General features: G+C 41.1%; 10 protein-coding genes and 6 pseudogenes. 14 read left to right on the top strand and 2 right to left on the bottom strand.

Translation table 11 applies throughout. From position 1 onward, the window contains the following. Positions 1-254: 254 nt before the first annotated feature. The 4 genes and pseudogenes from N0824_RS11555 to N0824_RS11540 form a co-directional block, all read left to right on the top strand. Positions 255-596: pseudogene (locus tag N0824_RS11555) on the top strand (hypothetical protein); the annotation flags it as partial. Positions 597-601: 5 nt separating this feature from the next. After that, positions 602-874 (top strand): hypothetical protein, encoded by a 273-nt coding sequence (locus N0824_RS11550; RefSeq protein WP_108936861.1) that lies wholly within the window; start codon positions 602-604, stop codon positions 872-874. A 259-nt stretch (positions 875-1,133) separates the two neighbouring features. After that, a complete protein-coding gene (locus N0824_RS11545; protein WP_108936860.1) occupies positions 1,134-1,877 on the top strand; it encodes a DUF1995 family protein in 744 nt (247 codons plus the stop codon). A 174-nt stretch (positions 1,878-2,051) separates the two neighbouring features. Next, the gene (locus tag N0824_RS11540) at positions 2,052-5,663 is read left to right on the top strand and encodes an Eco57I restriction-modification methylase domain-containing protein (RefSeq protein WP_108936859.1); all 3,612 of its coding nucleotides are present in this window, start codon (positions 2,052-2,054) and stop codon (positions 5,661-5,663) included. 42 nt (positions 5,664-5,705) lie between these two features. Here N0824_RS11540 and bioD read toward each other — a convergent pair whose 3' ends face one another. After that, the gene (gene bioD / locus N0824_RS11535) at positions 5,706-6,380 is read right to left on the bottom strand and encodes a dethiobiotin synthase (RefSeq protein ID WP_108936858.1); all 675 of its coding nucleotides are present in this window, start codon (positions 6,378-6,380) and stop codon (positions 5,706-5,708) included. Positions 6,381-6,641: 261 nt separating this feature from the next. Here bioD and N0824_RS11530 point away from each other — a divergent pair. Further along, a pseudogene (locus tag N0824_RS11530) lies at positions 6,642-7,706 on the top strand (ISKra4 family transposase). 37 nt (positions 7,707-7,743) lie between these two features. Here N0824_RS11530 and N0824_RS21345 read toward each other — a convergent pair. Then, positions 7,744-8,416: pseudogene (locus N0824_RS21345) on the bottom strand (ISAs1 family transposase); the annotation flags it as partial. A gap of 236 nt (positions 8,417-8,652) precedes the next feature. Here N0824_RS21345 and N0824_RS21670 point away from each other — a divergent pair. The 9 genes and pseudogenes from N0824_RS21670 (at position 8,653) to N0824_RS11480 (ending at position 16,371) form a co-directional block, all read left to right on the top strand. After that, on the top strand, positions 8,653-8,844 hold the full coding sequence (locus tag N0824_RS21670; protein ID WP_016515447.1) for a Thivi_2564 family membrane protein: 192 nt from the start codon (positions 8,653-8,655) through the stop codon (positions 8,842-8,844). 35 nt (positions 8,845-8,879) lie between these two features. Beyond that, positions 8,880-9,974, top strand: coding sequence for a glycosyltransferase family 2 protein (locus N0824_RS11515; protein WP_108936857.1), 1,095 nt, complete (start codon positions 8,880-8,882; stop codon positions 9,972-9,974). Continuing rightward, positions 9,975-10,481, top strand: a complete 507-nt coding sequence (locus tag N0824_RS11510; RefSeq protein WP_016515449.1) for a hypothetical protein — start codon at positions 9,975-9,977, stop codon at positions 10,479-10,481. It abuts the gene before it with no gap. Next, positions 10,475-11,323: a transglutaminase family protein gene (locus N0824_RS11505; protein ID WP_002783606.1), complete on the top strand. Its 849-nt coding sequence runs from the start codon at positions 10,475-10,477 to the stop codon at positions 11,321-11,323. The genes N0824_RS11510 and N0824_RS11505 overlap by 7 nt, the downstream gene beginning before the upstream one ends. A gap of 100 nt (positions 11,324-11,423) precedes the next feature. Further along, positions 11,424-12,017: pseudogene (locus N0824_RS11500) on the top strand (IS607 family transposase). After that, a complete protein-coding gene (locus N0824_RS11495; protein ID WP_108936856.1) occupies positions 11,989-13,227 on the top strand; it encodes an RNA-guided endonuclease TnpB family protein in 1,239 nt (412 codons plus the stop codon). Before N0824_RS11500 ends, N0824_RS11495 begins: the two are co-directional and overlap by 29 nt. A 294-nt stretch (positions 13,228-13,521) precedes the next feature. After that, positions 13,522-14,251: pseudogene (locus tag N0824_RS11490) on the top strand (RRXRR domain-containing protein); the annotation flags it as partial. Between the two features lie 274 nt (positions 14,252-14,525). Then, positions 14,526-14,738 (top strand): annotated as a pseudogene (locus tag N0824_RS21340) (hypothetical protein); the annotation flags it as partial. 58 nt (positions 14,739-14,796) lie between these two features. Beyond that, on the top strand, positions 14,797-16,371 hold the full coding sequence (locus tag N0824_RS11480; protein ID WP_108936855.1) for a B12-binding domain-containing radical SAM protein: 1,575 nt from the start codon (positions 14,797-14,799) through the stop codon (positions 16,369-16,371). Positions 16,372-16,389 lie beyond the last annotated feature (18 nt).

The raw sequence follows: 16,389 nt of genomic DNA, 5'->3' as shown, positions 1-16,389 counted from the left end.
TATAGCAAGCTTTTGACTTCATTCTCTACTTAAAATTGAGACTTTATCAACTAATTAACCTAAAAATACGCATTTTAAATTTGTTCTTTTTTCAAGGTCTAATTGATGATGAGCTTAAGTTGAATCCTAACAACACACTGTCGTTTTTGCTACAAGGCGATCACCCAGTCAAAACCCAGATTTTGTAAGGCTTCGGGGGTTGGTGATCGTACTTTTTGTGAGAAATGCGGGTTAGACTACCGATAGTGAAAGCACCGCCCACTCTTAGACTACCGATAGTTAAAGCACCTCCCCCACCACCGCAACCGACGGAAGCGGAAGAAGTGCAAGTATTGGGCATCATCCGGTTGCCCACCAGTGCCATGGCGATCGTGAAAGCCACCGGAGAAGCCACGGAACGTCGAGTTATCCCCGGTTCTACCCTCTCTAATGGTTTAATTTTAGTTAAAGCGATCAACACCGATCCCGACAATCCCTATATTGTCCTAGAACAATACGGTCAAACTATTACCCGTCGTTTAGGGGATGGTGTCCCCGAACCCGCCACCGCACCGCAGGCCTCGATCGGTTATAATATTCCCGAATCAGGAGAATAAAACCCGTGCGATCGATTGCTATTCAACAAAAACAAACCATTATTTATCCCCAAATGCCCTTGGCTATCTATCGAGAATTAGCCAGCCATTTACAACAGGTTCAAGGTGTGGAAACCCATCTCACCCCCCAGCAGTTCCAACAATTTGATTATCACCAAAGTCAGATCGGTAGTTTGGAAATTAACTATACCGAGGCTTTTCAGGAAAGCGATCGCACTCTGGTCACGGCAATTCTCGATTATTATGCCCAACGTCACGGCCCCTATCAGCTTTCCTAAGCTTTCTCTCCTCACCTTTGCCCCGATTACCGACTTTCTTCTTAAAAACTAAAAGTATTTTATAGGAGTTATCTTAATGCTGGAGATGATGTCAAATCCCGTCATACTTCATCTAAACTTAAGTAGGTAGGTATTAAAAACTTTCAGATGCCCCCCTTATTAAGGGGGGATTAAGGGGGGATCGAGGGGGGATTTATCTTCAATTTAATTGAAACCACTTACTTAACTGATAACTGATCACTGATAACTGATAACTGAAATGACCCTACCCAATTCCCTAGAAGAAACGATCCTGCAAGCGAAAGCCGCCACTCAACTGGCTCTAGAATCGGGAGCTAGACGCATACAAGTGGAATTAGTTATCCCAGAAATTGCTCTACAAGCGCAAGCTTTAGCCCTTGATTTTACATCTATTTTTGACAGTTATGGTTCTGGTTTAAGGGTAATTTTTCCCGATACCGGGGCCGCCATGTTAGCTCGACGGGATTGGGGAGAAACAGTTTTTCAACTGGGAGATTTAGGCAGTCGTTTTATCCCCGTCGAAAACAAAATTAAGCCCGAAGATGAAGCTTTTTTAGTTGTTTGTCCCTCCTCGGTGGAGATTAATTCCGTAGAAAAACTCTGTAACCTGGCCGAAGATCGCCCGGTAGTTCTTCTAATTCCTCAATTAGAAGATGTATCGGTGGTGGGTATCGGTTACGCAGCCCGACAATTGCGAGAAAGATTTTTAAGTACCCTAGAAAGTTGTTATTATTTTCGTCCCTTGGAATCAGCGATCGTTTATCGTTCCTATCCCTCCTTGTGGCAAGTTTGGCTCGAAAAAGAAGACGGTTATGAGTTAATTTCCGAACAATCCACTAAACCCATGGGCGAAGCGTTAGAAAATCTGATTCTGAAAGCTTCTAGTAATAATCCCGATGATAGTTCTAATCCTGCTAACAAAGCCAAAAAGTCCGGTTTATTTGCCACTATGGGACGCTTCTTAAAAGCATTACAACAGTGACATACTCCCCCCGTCACAGCGTAACTTAACGGGGGATTATTTCCCCATTGCTGTTAGAAATTACTTACTTTGACGGATTGACCTCGATTGCAACTTTTATCCTTCTATTTTAACCGATCATTTGGCAATGCTATAATTAAAATTAATCGGTAGTTTCCCTAGAGGTAAACTTTTATGATTGTCAATAAGCGAGAACTCAAACAAGCCTTAAATCGTGTGTACTTGAAAATTAAGCCTGATACTGAAACAATTCAGGTTTTTCAAGCTAATTTGACGCGCTTATTGGAGCAATGTGACAGCAAAAAGTCGGAAGAGTTTAATAAAAATTTGCTGATAGATTTTTTAAAAAATACCTATTATACTGATCGCTATTTTATCAATACAAAAGAGCGCATTGATCTGGTGATTCATAATAATCAGGATGTTAAAAGTCCAGTGGGGGTCATTTTTGAGACGAAGAAACCTACTCGGACAATAAATGCAGAAATGCCAAGACTGGATAATCTCAATACTAAGGCTTTTCAGCAGTTAGTTTTATATTTTCTCCGCGAAAGGGTGACGGATAAAAATCTTGAGATTAAACACTTGATCGTGACAAATATTTATGAGTGGTTTATTTTCGATGGCAAGATTTTTGAGGAGTTGTTTTTTGCTAATAAGGCTCTAGTTAACCAGTTTTGCGATTTTGAAGCAGGGAGACTGAGTAGTACAAAAACGGATTTTTTCTATCAACAAATTGCCGAACCAGCGATCACTAAAGTTATTGAGCAAATTAAGTTTACTCATTTTGATCTGCGAGATCTGGAAAATTTAGATTTGCTTGATATTTACAAGATTCTTTCGCCAGAACATTTACTTAAGTTACCTTTTGTTAATGATAGCAATACTTTAAATAAGCCTTTTTATAATGAGCTTTTGTATATTATTGGTTTGACGGAAGTTAAGGATAAAGGGAAGAAGTTAATCAGACAAATGAAAGAAGGCGATCGCTGTGATGGTTCCCTGATTGAAAATGCGATTAGTCGGTTGGATAGTTTAGATAAAATTGCACAATTAAAAAATCCAGAAGAGTTTGGAACTACGGATGAGGAACGGCTTTATAATGTGGCGTTGCGGTTATCAATTAATTGGATTAATCGGGTTTTGTTTCTCAAACTATTGGAAGCGCAATTAATTAAATATCATCAAGGCGATCGAGATTTTGCCTTTCTCAATTTGGCGAAAGTTCCCAGTTATAGTGATCTCGATAGTTTGTTTTTTGATGTGTTAGCTAGGGAGACAAATAAGCGCGAGGCTAAGGTTAAAACGACTTTTGCTCATGTACCTTATTTAAATAGTTCGTTATTTGAGCCAACGGAGACGGAACAGCAAACGATTTTTATTGGCAATTTGCGGGAGCGAACTTTACCCATTTTTGCAGGTACGGTGCTAAAAGATAATCAGGGTAATAAGCGAGTAGGTGAGTTAAATACGTTGGCTTATTTGTTTGAGTTTTTGGATGCTTATAAGTTTGATCGAGATGAGTTAGAAAATCCTCAAGAAGATAGCGAAAAGTTAATTAATGCTTCGGTGCTGGGGTTAATTTTTGAAAAGATTAATGGTTATAAGGACGGTTCTTTTTATACACCGAGTTTTATTACCATGTATATGTGTCGGGAAACGATACGAAGAGCGATCGTGCAGAAGTTTAATGAAGTAAAAGGCTGGAATTGTCAAACTTTAGATGATTTGTATGAACGAATTGAGGATAAAAGAGAGGCAAATGTTATTATTAATAGCCTGAAGATTTGCGATCCGGCGGTGGGTTCAGGACATTTTTTAGTTTCCGCTTTGAATGAGATAATCGCGATTAAGAGTGAGTTACGGGTTTTATTAGATACTTCGGGTAAGTCGCTAAAAGATTATCGGGTAGAGGTGCGAAACGATAAGTTATTGGTTTACGATGATGAGGGGAATTTATTTGCTTATCATCCGAATAATAAAGAAAAGCAACGGGTACAGCAAGCCTTATTTCATGAGAAACAGACGATTATCGAGGGGTGTTTATTTGGGGTGGATATTAACCCTAATTCCGTGACGATTTGTCGCTTGCGGTTATGGATTGAGCTTTTAAAAAATGCTTATTATCGAGAGGATGGCAATTTGGAAACTTTGCCAAATATTGATATTAATATCAAGTGTGGTAATTCTTTGATTAGTCGCTTTGCTTTGGATGTGGATGTTAAACAGGTTTTACAGAAGCAGAAGTTTAGTATTGAGGAATATCGCAATGCAGTCCAGACTTATCGCAATGCGGAAAATAAGGAACAAAAGCGGGAGATGGAAACGCTGATTGCTAAGATTAAGGCGGGTTTTAGTGCTAATTTATTAATTAGTGATCCTAAGAAGGTGAAGTTACGTCAATTACAAGGGGAACTTTATAATCTGGAAAATCAGGGTTTATTGTTTGAGGAGACTAAGACGGAGCAAAAAGCGCGGGAGAAAAAAGTAACTAAGTTAAATAATGAGATTGATAAGCTAACTGCTGAAATTGCAGATATTGAAAGCGGTAAGCTGTATAAGAATGCTTTGGAATGGCGGTTTGAGTTTCCTGAAGTGTTAAATGATGATGGAGATTTTGTCGGGTTTGATGTTGTAATTGGGAATCCTCCCTATGGTGTAGATTTAAGCGAATATGAAAAGCGTTACTTTTTAGATAAATATATTAAAACATCAGGTGAAATTGAAATATATTGTTATTTTATCGAACTTTCTTTGTCTGGCATATTAAAACACAATGGATATTTTTCTTTTATTACAACTAATACAGTCTATTATTTGGATAAATTCTTAACTATTCGTAAAAATTTATTTTCAACAAATAAGATTATATTTTTGACAGAACTTGAAAAACAAGTCTTTACTGATGCTCCTGATATTGTCCCTGCAATATATTTGTTGAAAAAAGCAAAAGATCAAGACAATATTGTAAACCTTTATAAGTCTCAATCAACCAAAAAAGTTTACGATTTAGAGTTATATTCAGATTTTTATGTAAATAATATAGCTCAGTCTAAACTAGATATAAAGAATACATTCCTTTTAAATACTAATAATGAAAAAGAAGCGTTAATTGACAAACTTAGCAGTTTAAACAAACTAAATAATAACTTCAAAGTGGTGTATGGAATTAAAACGGGAAATAACAAAAAATTTGTTAAGCAAAAACCAGATAATGATGGCATATGGAAAAAGTGTGCATCTTCTGCCGATAATATCAAAAAATATATTATTACTTGGAAAGGCGACTTTTTGAATATATCTAAAGATTTAGCTGGACTAGGTAATGTTAACTATGAACAGCCAAAAATACTAATTCAATATATAAGAAAGCTAAGTATGAAAACGAGACTTGTTTGTGCTTTAGATGTAAATGGTGAATATTATCCACTCAACAATTACTCATTTGTCATTTCTGAAAATACTCCCTCTTTGAAATTCTTGTTAGCTATACTGAATTCAAATTTAACAAATTGGTATTTCTCAAACAGTTTTGTAGATTACAATATCAAGCCAAAGTATATTGAACAAATTCCATTGCCTAAAGTATTAACATCAGACTCAATTGAGAATATTGTTGAGGAAATTCTCGCCGCTAAAAAAGACGATACTAACGCTAACACAAGCGAATTAGAAAAGCAGATCGATCACTTAGTTTACAAACTCTATCAACTCACCTATAATGAAGTAAAAATAATTGATCCAGAATTTGCCCTAACAGAACAAGAATATCTGGACTTACCCTAATTTATTCTCCGTTTTGCCTTTTGCTTCATCTCAACAAGCAATTTAAATGCTTGACAGCTTAATTTCCGGCCAACTAGCCACCACCGAGGCCAATTTATCCAAATCCCGACGATCTTCGATAAAGGGAAAAACACCTAAAACCGGACAATTAGTCAAGGATTGAATTAAATTGATCGGTGTTAACTGCTCTATCTCCGTCTCCGTGCGCGGTTCAAGACAATTAAGGATAATTCCGCCCAAATTGACCTTTTTCTGCTCTGCTAGGGCAATATTAGCCACCGTTTGGGAAATCGCCCCCAATTTCACCGGCACCACCAAAAGGGTTTTTAACCGCCATTGAGCCGCTAAATCCGCCAAAGTTAGCTCGTGAGTGACAGGACAACCTAAACCCCCTAAACCCTCAATTAAAACTAAATCTTGGCTTTTTTGTAGGTTCAGCAGAGCTTGCCACACTGTCCCTAAAGGAATATCTCGACCTTCCAAATCAGCAGCCACAGGAGGCGCTAAGGGTGCTTGATATTGCAGCGGTGTGATCATTTCTAATTGACCCTGAAATAAACCCTCATACCATTCTCGATCGCCTTGACCCGTTTGCATTAATTTCATCAGCCCCAAGGCCTTGGCTGGATAGTATTTTTGCCAATAAGCCACTAAAGCAGTGGTGACAACGGTTTTACCCGCATCGGTATCCGTAGCCGCAATCAAAAGACTATTCATAAAACTCCCAGGCTCAGTCAAGATCAGGTGAAATCACCAGCATTTATTATCTTATCCCCCATCACCCCACTTCCCCATCACCCCACACCCGTTCGGACCTCGGCGTGAGACTTCGGCGTGAGACTTCGGCGTGAGCTCAGTCGAACGCTGAGCTCACGGCCGAAGCCTGTCTCCTGTCTCGACTAGGAAATTAATTTTGCACGACTACTTAATATTTATAACTTACAATTCAGAATATAGCTCGATAGGAGGAACAATCCAATGCTATCAGAAAATGAAAAAAGAATTAAAGAGTTATGTCAAGAGTTAGGGCAATGTCTTTATAAACAATCCCAAGTTGAGGAATTTAATAACTTGGCAGAGATAGAGGAGACTGTTAGAGATTTAATGATTGAGTATGTCAACCCAGAAATCGGTATTTTTTTGTCAAAACAAGCACTGGAGAAACCGCCGGTCGGATGAGAAAAGTGAAAAGCATTTTGGGGGAATTACCAATTACAGAAAAACAAGCGAAAAAATTAGATATAAAGTCTCGGACTCAGATGAGTCCAATGTTAGAGAAGAACTGTTTGCTATTAAGTGGCGATGAATCCTACGAGAAATCGGCGCAGAAAATCAAATCATTGACAGGGATTGCTGTTTCTCACAGTACCCAACAACGCCTCGTACATCGCTATGCTTTTGAAGAATTACCGTCTAACCCAGAAGTAGAAGTGGAAGAAATGAGCCTAGATGGCGGTAAGGTACGACTAAGAACTGCCAAGGGAAAAGCCTTAATTTGGCGTGATTATAAAGCAGTGAGTTTTCATCAACTGGGGGTAGCGGCTTTTTTTCAAGATAACTCAGCTTTGTTAGATTTGGTTAATTCTCAAGTTTTGGCTAAACCTTTAATTTGTTTAGGAGATGGACATGATGGTATCTGGAATTTATTTGGTCAGATAGGAGAGAAACAGGAAAGAATTGAAATTTTGTACTGGTATCATTTAATCGAAAACCTCTATAAAGTTGGCGGGTCATTCCAGGGAATTGAGGAGGTAAAATGTTTTCTCTGGAAGGGGGACGTGGACGCGGCTATCTCTTGTGCGCGAAGGATGGTCAGAGCCGCAAGTGGAGAATTTTATTATTTATTTGAACAAGCATAAACATCGAATTGTCAATTATGGTTATTTTCAAGAAGAGTGGATTTCCATTGGTTCTGGCTCCGGGTCATCTCAGGTGAAACAAATTGGGTTTCGTGTTAAAATTGCTGGCGCAAGTTGGAATTCTGGCAATGTACCGCAAGTCCTTCGTCATCGCTGTGCCTATCTGAATGGTTCTCTTTTTTAACTTTTTTATTGACCTCACCTTTGCATTAAGCATTTATGCAAAGGTGAGATGCTCCCCTATTAAACAATTGGGTGACATCTTCATAAAGATTTCCTTGATAGCTTTCAATGCTAATACATAATCAGCGCCTTGCTCAATAATTGTAGAGGCAATTTCAGTTTGACATACCATGGCATCAATACTTACTAAACAACCTCGAATTTCTCAAATCTTCAATAATTCAGGAATAGCAGTAATCTCATTGGATTTTTCAGCGACTTTTCGTTGACCAAGTACCAAATGATTAGTGGCTGACCAGACACTTACCATAGGAATTAAACTGCGGTTATTTCCTCGTTCTTTTGCCCCTCGTAAGGTTTTCCCGTCCACATTTAAGAGTTCTCCATTGGTCACCTGATGAACTGCTTGCATCCAACTAATAAAGCATGACTGGAGTTCTTCTGATTTTAAACGGGCAAATAATCGGATCAATGTATCATGAGAGGGAATCCCATTAGGCAGAGCTAGAAAAGTTTTTAGCCATTCATATTTGGTTATACCATAGGCAGCAACTGCTTCCCAGTTGTTCGCCCCACAAATGGTTGCACAGATATTAATCACAATAATATCTATCACAAATGCTCAATGTTGTGTAACGCTCTAGGGTCTTTTAGAGTGCCAAAGTGTTTTTCAATCAGGGCTGTTGGTGATGAACATTTGTCCGTTAACATTGTTTTGTGCGAACCTGTAAACAGATAGTTAATATTCTGTATACTAACTTGAAAAATTTAATATTTATCTCCTAATTGCTATTACATGAGTATCTCTTGTAGATTTATTGTGTATCTTTAAGAATTGTGTGCGATTGCCCGGGCTACCTAACGAGCATATATAAACGAGCATATATAATAATGAAGAGAATAAAATGCTTGACGAAACTCATTAGATCGGAGAAAGGAGTTCAGTCATGGATCTGGTACAGTTTATGGTAGTTATCATCGTGGTTGGGGTTCTATTGTGGCTCGTGAACAACTACATTCCGATGGACAGCAAGATCAAGCAAATCCTGAACATTGTGGTTGTCATCGCCCTCGTTTTGTGGATTCTTAAGGTGTTCGGATTGCTGAGTTTTCTTAAGGGAATTCGTATCGGTAGGTGAGTGATGTTCTAGACGGAAGGAAAGGTTGAATTATTATGGATCTGATGTCCATCACACTGGTGGTGCGCTGGCTAATAGGCTGGGGATTGATGTGGCGGTTGCCGCGACTTCCAGACCTTTCAGTCGTCGGTTCGCCTAAAGTCTCGGTCTTGATTCCGGCGAGGAATGAAGAGAGTACCCTCCCTAATTTGCTAACAGCCTTAAAGCAGCAAACATTCAAGCCCTACGAAATCATTGTCATCGATGACCAGTCCGCCGATGCTACCCCACAGATCGCCGAACAGGCCGGGGTGAAAGTAGTGCAGACTAGCCCTTTGCCCACAGGTTGGACAGGGAAAAACTGGGCACTCAAAACCGGATATGCAGCCTCATCTGGCGATATTCTCGTCTTTCTCGATGCCGACACTGAGCCAGGGGAGGAGCTGCTCCGCAGGCTGGTGGCAACTGTTCAACACTTAGGTGGTCTGGTCTCAGTTCAGCCCTATCACCGCACTGAACGCCCCTACGAACTGTTAGCGGTTCTGTTCAATCTCGTCGGCTTGATGGCCGTCAAACTGGGAGCAAGAGGTGGTGTGGCTTTTGGACCGGCTATGGCTACCAGCAAGGATGACTATGAGCGGGTCGGCGGCCACGACGCTGTGGCAGGATATGTTGTAGAAGACTGGTTCATGGCTCATATTTATGAGAGTGCGGGACTGCCAGTGAGTGCATACATTGGTCATGGCCAACTGGACTATCGGATGTACCCCGGCGGGCTGCGGGACTTGGTTGTTGGTTTCGACAAAAACTTTGCAACGGCAGCAGGGGAAGTCTCTTGGCTGCGGATGCTGGCGGTTGTGTTCTGGCTTTCAGGGTTGTTCTGGGCGGCTTGGTGTCTGCCCGCATCCCTATTTGGCTGGCCGATTGTCGGGAATTCATCCTTACTATATAACGTACTGCTTTATCTTGCCTTCGCCATACAGTTAGCCGTAATTGTATGGCCAGTGGGTTCATTCGGAGCAATCGTCTTTTTCTTCCCCATTCCGGTTGCCTTCTTCATTGCAGTGTTCCTGCTGGCAATTCTGAATCTCGAACGTGGTCAAATCGAATGGAAAGGACGAAGGATAAGTACCCGATGGCAAGGTGAATGAATGAGATTATCTATACTACAGTTACCGGATGGGGTAATCGTCGGGCTTTGTGTGGTCGGTTGGACAGTCTGGTCGCTTTTGATCGGTTTTGTCGGTCATCGACTTCCCCTGAAATTCCTAGAAACGGACACCTGCCTGACCCGGCCACGAATCTGGGGGGAAGATAGACAATGGTACAATCGGGTACTGCGGATCAAGCGATGGAAGGATCGGTTGCCAGAAGCAGGGGATTTCTTCCCAGGAGGTTTTCGCAAAACATCCGTTGGCGGTGGGGACTGTGCCGTAATGTCCCGTTTTTTGGCTGAAACCCGTCGCGCGGAATACGTTCACATCGCCATCTGGCTGTTTTGGTTAGTGACGATGCTCTGGACTCCTGGCTGGGGTGTGCTGGTAAACCTCGCCGTGGGAACAGCTTTCAACCTGCCTTGTTTGTGGGTGCAGCGTTACAATCGGCTTCGGCTCCAGCATCTGCTCGTATTGAAAGGACAGGGAAAAACGATATGCTAAAGTATGAGCTTGGCTGTGAATTAACCTACAGCATTGAGCAAGCAAGCACTCTAATTCTTAATGTTGCTATTGTCAGCAACAACCATCAGATTATTGTTCAGGAAGACCTCCATTCTAACTCTCAACGGTCGATTGAGGAATACATCACTTCTGTCAGTGGAAATCGATACTTTCGACTCAATGCCCCTCCTGGCAATTTGCAAATTTCCTATCGAGCAACCGTTGGCTTATCTCCTTATTATTCAGACCCCAGTACGATTTTTGAAGTAAAGCCGGCCGATTTACCCCTCGATATCTTGTACTATCTTTATCCGAGTCGTTACTGTCAGTCAGATCGATTATTGCGCTTTGTCGCGGCTGAATTTGGCCATTTAGTCCCTGGTTATTCCAGGGTGACAGCTATCTGTAACTGGATTTATGACAATGTTTTGTATCTCTCTGGTAGCAGTGATTCTTTAACTTCTGCTTGCGATACAGCGATAGAAAGGGTAGGCGTTTGTCGTGATTTTGCCCATTTAGGCATTGCTTTTTGTCGGGCCTTGAATATTCCAGCACGCTTTGTTGCCGGCTACGCCTATGGTTTAAATCCCCCCGATTTTCATGCCTGGTTTGAGGCTTATCTAGGGGGTCGCTGGTATCTTTTCGATCCTACCCGCCTTGTGCCTCAGAGCGGGCTAATTCGCGTTGGCACAGGACGAGATGCAGCCGATGTTTCTTTTGCCACTATTTTTGGTCCCGTACAAATGAATCAGATGAGGCTTTTTATGGACTACTTACCCGATGCCAAGCCGATTTCCGAGAATATTTTGATACCGACAACAGAGGCGATCGCCATCTCTTGAGCGTACCCCAGTCAGGTATTGTAAAGTTTTGTAAAAAGTATATGCAAATGACTGCAAACAACTGCTAATATGGTTAGTGTAAGTTTACATTGCAGTTCACATGAAACTATCAGATTATGCTAAGAAAAAAGGGATCAGTTATGACACTGCTTGGAGAATGTGGAATCGAGGGCAGTTACAAGGAGAACGTCTTCCTACAGGAACAATTATTATTTTTGAAGATGACCGTTCTTGCGGTGAAAATAAAGTAGCTATTTATGGGCGAGTTTCTAGTTCAGAAAATAAATCTAACTGAGAGACTCAGGCAAAAAGATTGGAAGCTTATTGTATGGCGAAAGGCTATCAAATTGTTCGAGTAGTTAAAGAAGTAGGAAGTGGAGTCAATGATCATCGAAAGCTATTATTAAAACTTCTAGAACAAACTGATTATAATTTGATTGTCGTAGAACATAAAGATCGTTTAAGCAGAGTAGGGTTTAATTATCTGAAAGTTCTTTTAACTCAAACAAACAGAGATATAGAGGTCGTTAATCTAGCAGAAGAAAGAAAAGACGATTTAATGCAAGACTTCGTGAGCATAATTACCTCATTTTGTGCTCGATTATACTCATTAAGACAACGAAATAGAAAGACAGAATGTTTAATTAAATGCCTTGAGGAGAATGATGAAATTAGTTCAAAAACATCTAATTAAATTTAATCACAAAAATTATTCAGTAATTGATAAATTAGGATTTTTATCGAAGAATCTGTATAATTGTGCTGTTTATTTAAACCGTCAAGTTTTCTTTTCACATCAACCATTTTTAACAATGACTGAGTTACATCATGCCTTAAAAATGAGTCCAGATTATCAAGCCTTACCCGCCAAAGTAAGTCAGTTAGTATTAAAGCAAGTAGAAAAAACCTTTAAATCCTACCAAAAAGCGAAAGAACAATACAAAAAATCGCCAGATAAATTTACAGGAGAGCCTAAGTTGCCAAGATACAAAGACAAGGAAAAAGGTAGAAACGTTTTAACTTATAACTATCAAGCCATTTCTAAAAAAGCGTTGAAGCAAGGTTTAATCAAGCTATCAGGGACTAATTTAGAATTTAAAACTAATTTAAAGGAAGTTTTAGAGGTCAGGATTATTCCTAAATCGGGTGCTTATTGTTTAGAGATTGTCTATGAACAACCAGCCTCATCAAGTCAAGAGGGAGAAAGATATGCTTTTATCGATTTAGGCTTAAATAACCTAGCTGCTGTTACCTCTAATATTCCCGAATTTCAGCCAACTTTAGTATGTGGAAAAGCCTTAAAATCCTGCAATCAAAAGTACAACAAGACACTAGCTAAACTCAAATCGGAATTACCCAGTCTACAGAAGACCAGTAAAAGAATACAAGGTTTAACTTTAAAGCGTAATTGCAAGGTGGATTATTACCTCCACACCGCTAGTAAATATATTATTGATAAATTACTAGCTCATCAAATTAACCTTTTAGTTATTGGTCATAATCAAGGCTGGAAACAAAACATTAATATTGGAGATAGAAATAACCAGTCATTCGTAAATATTCCTCATTCAAGGTTTATCGAACAACTTACCTATAAAGCAAATTTAGTAGGAATAGAGGTCAAAACAACTAATGAAAGCTATACCTCTAAATGTAGTTTCTTAGACTTAGAGTCTATTCAAAAGCAAAAAAGCTATTTAGGCAAGAGAATTAAAAGAGGACTATTCAGAAGCTCGTCGGGTTATTTCTATGGAGCAGATATTAATGGTTCCTTAAATATTGGAAGAAAGGTAGTCGGAGAGGCCGCCTTTAGCGGGAATCCGATAGAGAGGTTCGTAGTTAACCCAGTACGGGTCAAAGCGTACAAAGCTAATTCTAGATGCAATATTTGCGTACAGAATTAGTAACTATCAAGCTAATCATGCCTTAATCGCTTTCCGACAAAATGTCGAAGCGTTGACTGGGTTTGAGATAATTTGATTCGTCACTAACCCCGCCCTAAAAGGGACGGGGCTTGCCTAGACCAATTTAGGCGACGCAAGTAGAGACTACCGCATCGAGACACCATCTGGCCCAGACCTCCGAATACTTCCCTAGTTCGGATTCCCTCTCAGCTTTATTGGTAAAGCGTTGTTAGACAAGACATCTTGATTGTGTTGCGGGAAGGGATCTTAACTTTACTCTTAAGGATTATCTCCATGGCAAGAGTTCCTGTTATCTCAAAAGACGGAAAACCGTTAATGCCCACCAAACCCAGTCGGGCCAGGCGGTGGATTAAGGAAGGAAAAGCTATCGGTAAATTCAACGACTTAGATATTTTTTATGTCCAGCTAACCACTGAACCTTCCGATAGCAAAACCCAACCGATTGCCATTGGTATTAACCCGGGTAAATTATTCTCTGGAATTGGCGTTCAATCCTCCCTTTTTACTCTTTGGAAGGCTCACTTAGAACTTCCTTTTAAGCGAGTAAGAGAGTGCCTAGACAATCGCTGATTAATGCGAAGAGGACGTAGAAAAAGACGGATTAACCGCCAACTTCCCTTTAATCTAAGAGCGCATCGACAAAAACGATTTTCAAATAGAAGACAAGGAAAATTATCCCCCTCAATCAGAGCTAATCGTCAACGTCGAGCGAAGTCGAGTCGTTTCTGAACTAACCAAAATCTATCCAATTACTGACATTTACTTTGAGTATGTCAAAACCGATATTGATCTAACTTCCAGTAGAAAAGGAGCTAAGTCTGGAAAAGGTTTCTCGCCAGTTATGGTCGGACAGAAATGGGCGATTGAGCAACTATCTCAATTGGCAAAAGTCCATACTCGCTTTGGTTGGCAAACCTCTAATCTCAGAAAATATTTGCGACTAGAAAAGTCCAAAAATAAAGCAAAACAATCACCAGAAAGTCATGCTAACGATGGCATTGCTAAGAGGGAGGGAGCATCTCACCTTTGTAACCCCTAAATCAGGTTTTTATGTCAAGCTATTTTGAAAGCCTTGCTAGAAACCAGTTTTATGGATAAATATAATTACTCACTTGCATAAATGAGATACTCCCAAAGAGGGATATTTATGAAGTGGAATCTGATCTGCGGAATGTTAGATATAATCTAATTATGTACTAAAAACAGGAAATTCATGACAAATATTCACTCGATCATCGGTATATTCCCCTCCAATGAAGAAGCAGACATAGTTGTAAGGTGGTAAACGACGTAAATGTGGTGGCTCTACCACAAGACATGGGTTCCGTAAAGGAGATTTAATTTCTTCTCCCAAAGGAATTGATTATGTTAGTGGAGATACCGAAAAACAGCTATCTGTAAGCGATGCCAATGGTCAACGATTGGGACAGATAACTGTTAGCAAGATTCAGTTAATTCGTCGTTCTAACGGTTTAATTGTTTCTCACTAACTTATGTAAAGCCGCCCTCCGCTATCGCTAAAGGGCGGGTTTCAGACCCATTTTTTCGATGAAAGCCCTGTTACTCTACCCTGAGTTTCCCCAGTCTTTCTGGTCTTACGATCGCTTTATGGAAATCGCGGGACTGAAAGCCACCATTCCACCCCTCGGCATCATTACTGTCGCCGCCCTCCTCCCCCAAAACTGGGAGATTCGATTTTATGATCGCAACGTCAATCCTGAAACAGAAGCCGATTGGGAGTGGTGTGAGTTGGTTATCCTCTCTGCCATGTTAGTCCAGAAGCCAGATTTTCAAGCTCTGATTCAAAAAGCCGTGCAGTTAGGCAAAAAAGTCGCCGTTGGCGGTCCCTACCCCACCTCTGTCCCCCAGGATGCCCTGGATTCTGGAGCGAACTATCTCATTTTGGATGAGGGAGAGTTAACCGTTCCCCTGTTTTTGGAGGCGATCGCTCAAGGTCAAAGCCAGGGAATTTTCCGCTCTGGGGACAAGCCAGACGTGACCCTCAGCCCCATCCCCCGCTTCGACCTGCTTCAGCGAGACGATTACTTAATGATGGCAGTGCAATTCTCTCGCGGCTGTCCTTTTAACTGCGAATTTTGCGACATTATTTCCCTCTACGGGCGCAAATCTCGTACTAAAGAGCCGAGTCAGACTTTAGCAGAGTTGCAGACTCTCTACGACCTAGGCTGGCGCGGTTCGTTGTTCATCGTCGATGACAACTTTATTGGCAATCAGCGCAACGTCAAACGCTTTCTCAGAGACTTGATTCCCTGGATGAAGCAGCACGACTATCCCTTCACCTTTATTACTGAAGCCTCGGTCAATTTGGCAGAGGATGATGAATTGTTAAGCCTGATGGCTGAGGCGGGGTTTTATTCTGTCTTTCTGGGGATTGAAACTCCTGACCAAGATAGTCTGCAAGTGACGCGCAAACTGCAAAATACTCGCAATCCACTGGTGGAAGCCTGTCGCAAGATTAATGCAGCCGGTTTGCTAATCTATGCTGGATTTATCTTGGGGTTTGATGGAGAGCGCTCTGGTGCGGGGGAAAGGATTCAAGCCTTTGTGGAAGAAACCAGTATTCCTCAGCCCATGTTAGGAATTCTCCAATCTTTGCCGAATACGGCTCTTTGGCATCGTCTCCAGCAAGAACAGCGTTTAGTTGAGGGTGACAGCATCCATCCGACGGGAGATCAGAATAGCTTGATGAATTTTATCCCCACCCGCCCGATTGCCGAAATTGCCAGAGAGTATGTCGAAGGCTTCTGGACGCTGTACGAACCCAGCCACTATCTCCGACGCTGTTTCCAACAATGTCTCGGTCTGGGTTTGCAGTCAAAACACAAGCAAACCATGCAATTTCCCGTGGGTAAGGGGTTACGGCTGATTACCCAGTTAATCTGGCATCAGGGTATCCGCCGAGGGGACATTCGGGGACAGTTTTGGCGGCAATTATGGACGATTTTGCAAAAAAAGCCCCAAGTTCTCAATCTCTATTTAGGTCTGTGCGCGGCGGGAGAACATTTTTGGGAGTACCGGGCCTTAGCCAGAGAACGGATTACTCAACAACTAGGCTACGATCCCTTAGAAGTTTCTGGTCGTCCCAACCAGAACTCATTCTGACTCGATAGGGAGGATTGG

It is taken from the genome of Microcystis sp. 0824, assembly GCF_003112475.1.
GTDB classification, from domain to species: domain Bacteria; phylum Cyanobacteriota; class Cyanobacteriia; order Cyanobacteriales; family Microcystaceae; genus Microcystis; species Microcystis aeruginosa_C.
The sequence above is the reverse complement of the archived record's forward strand: the minus strand, read 5'-3'. Positions and strand labels throughout refer to the sequence as shown.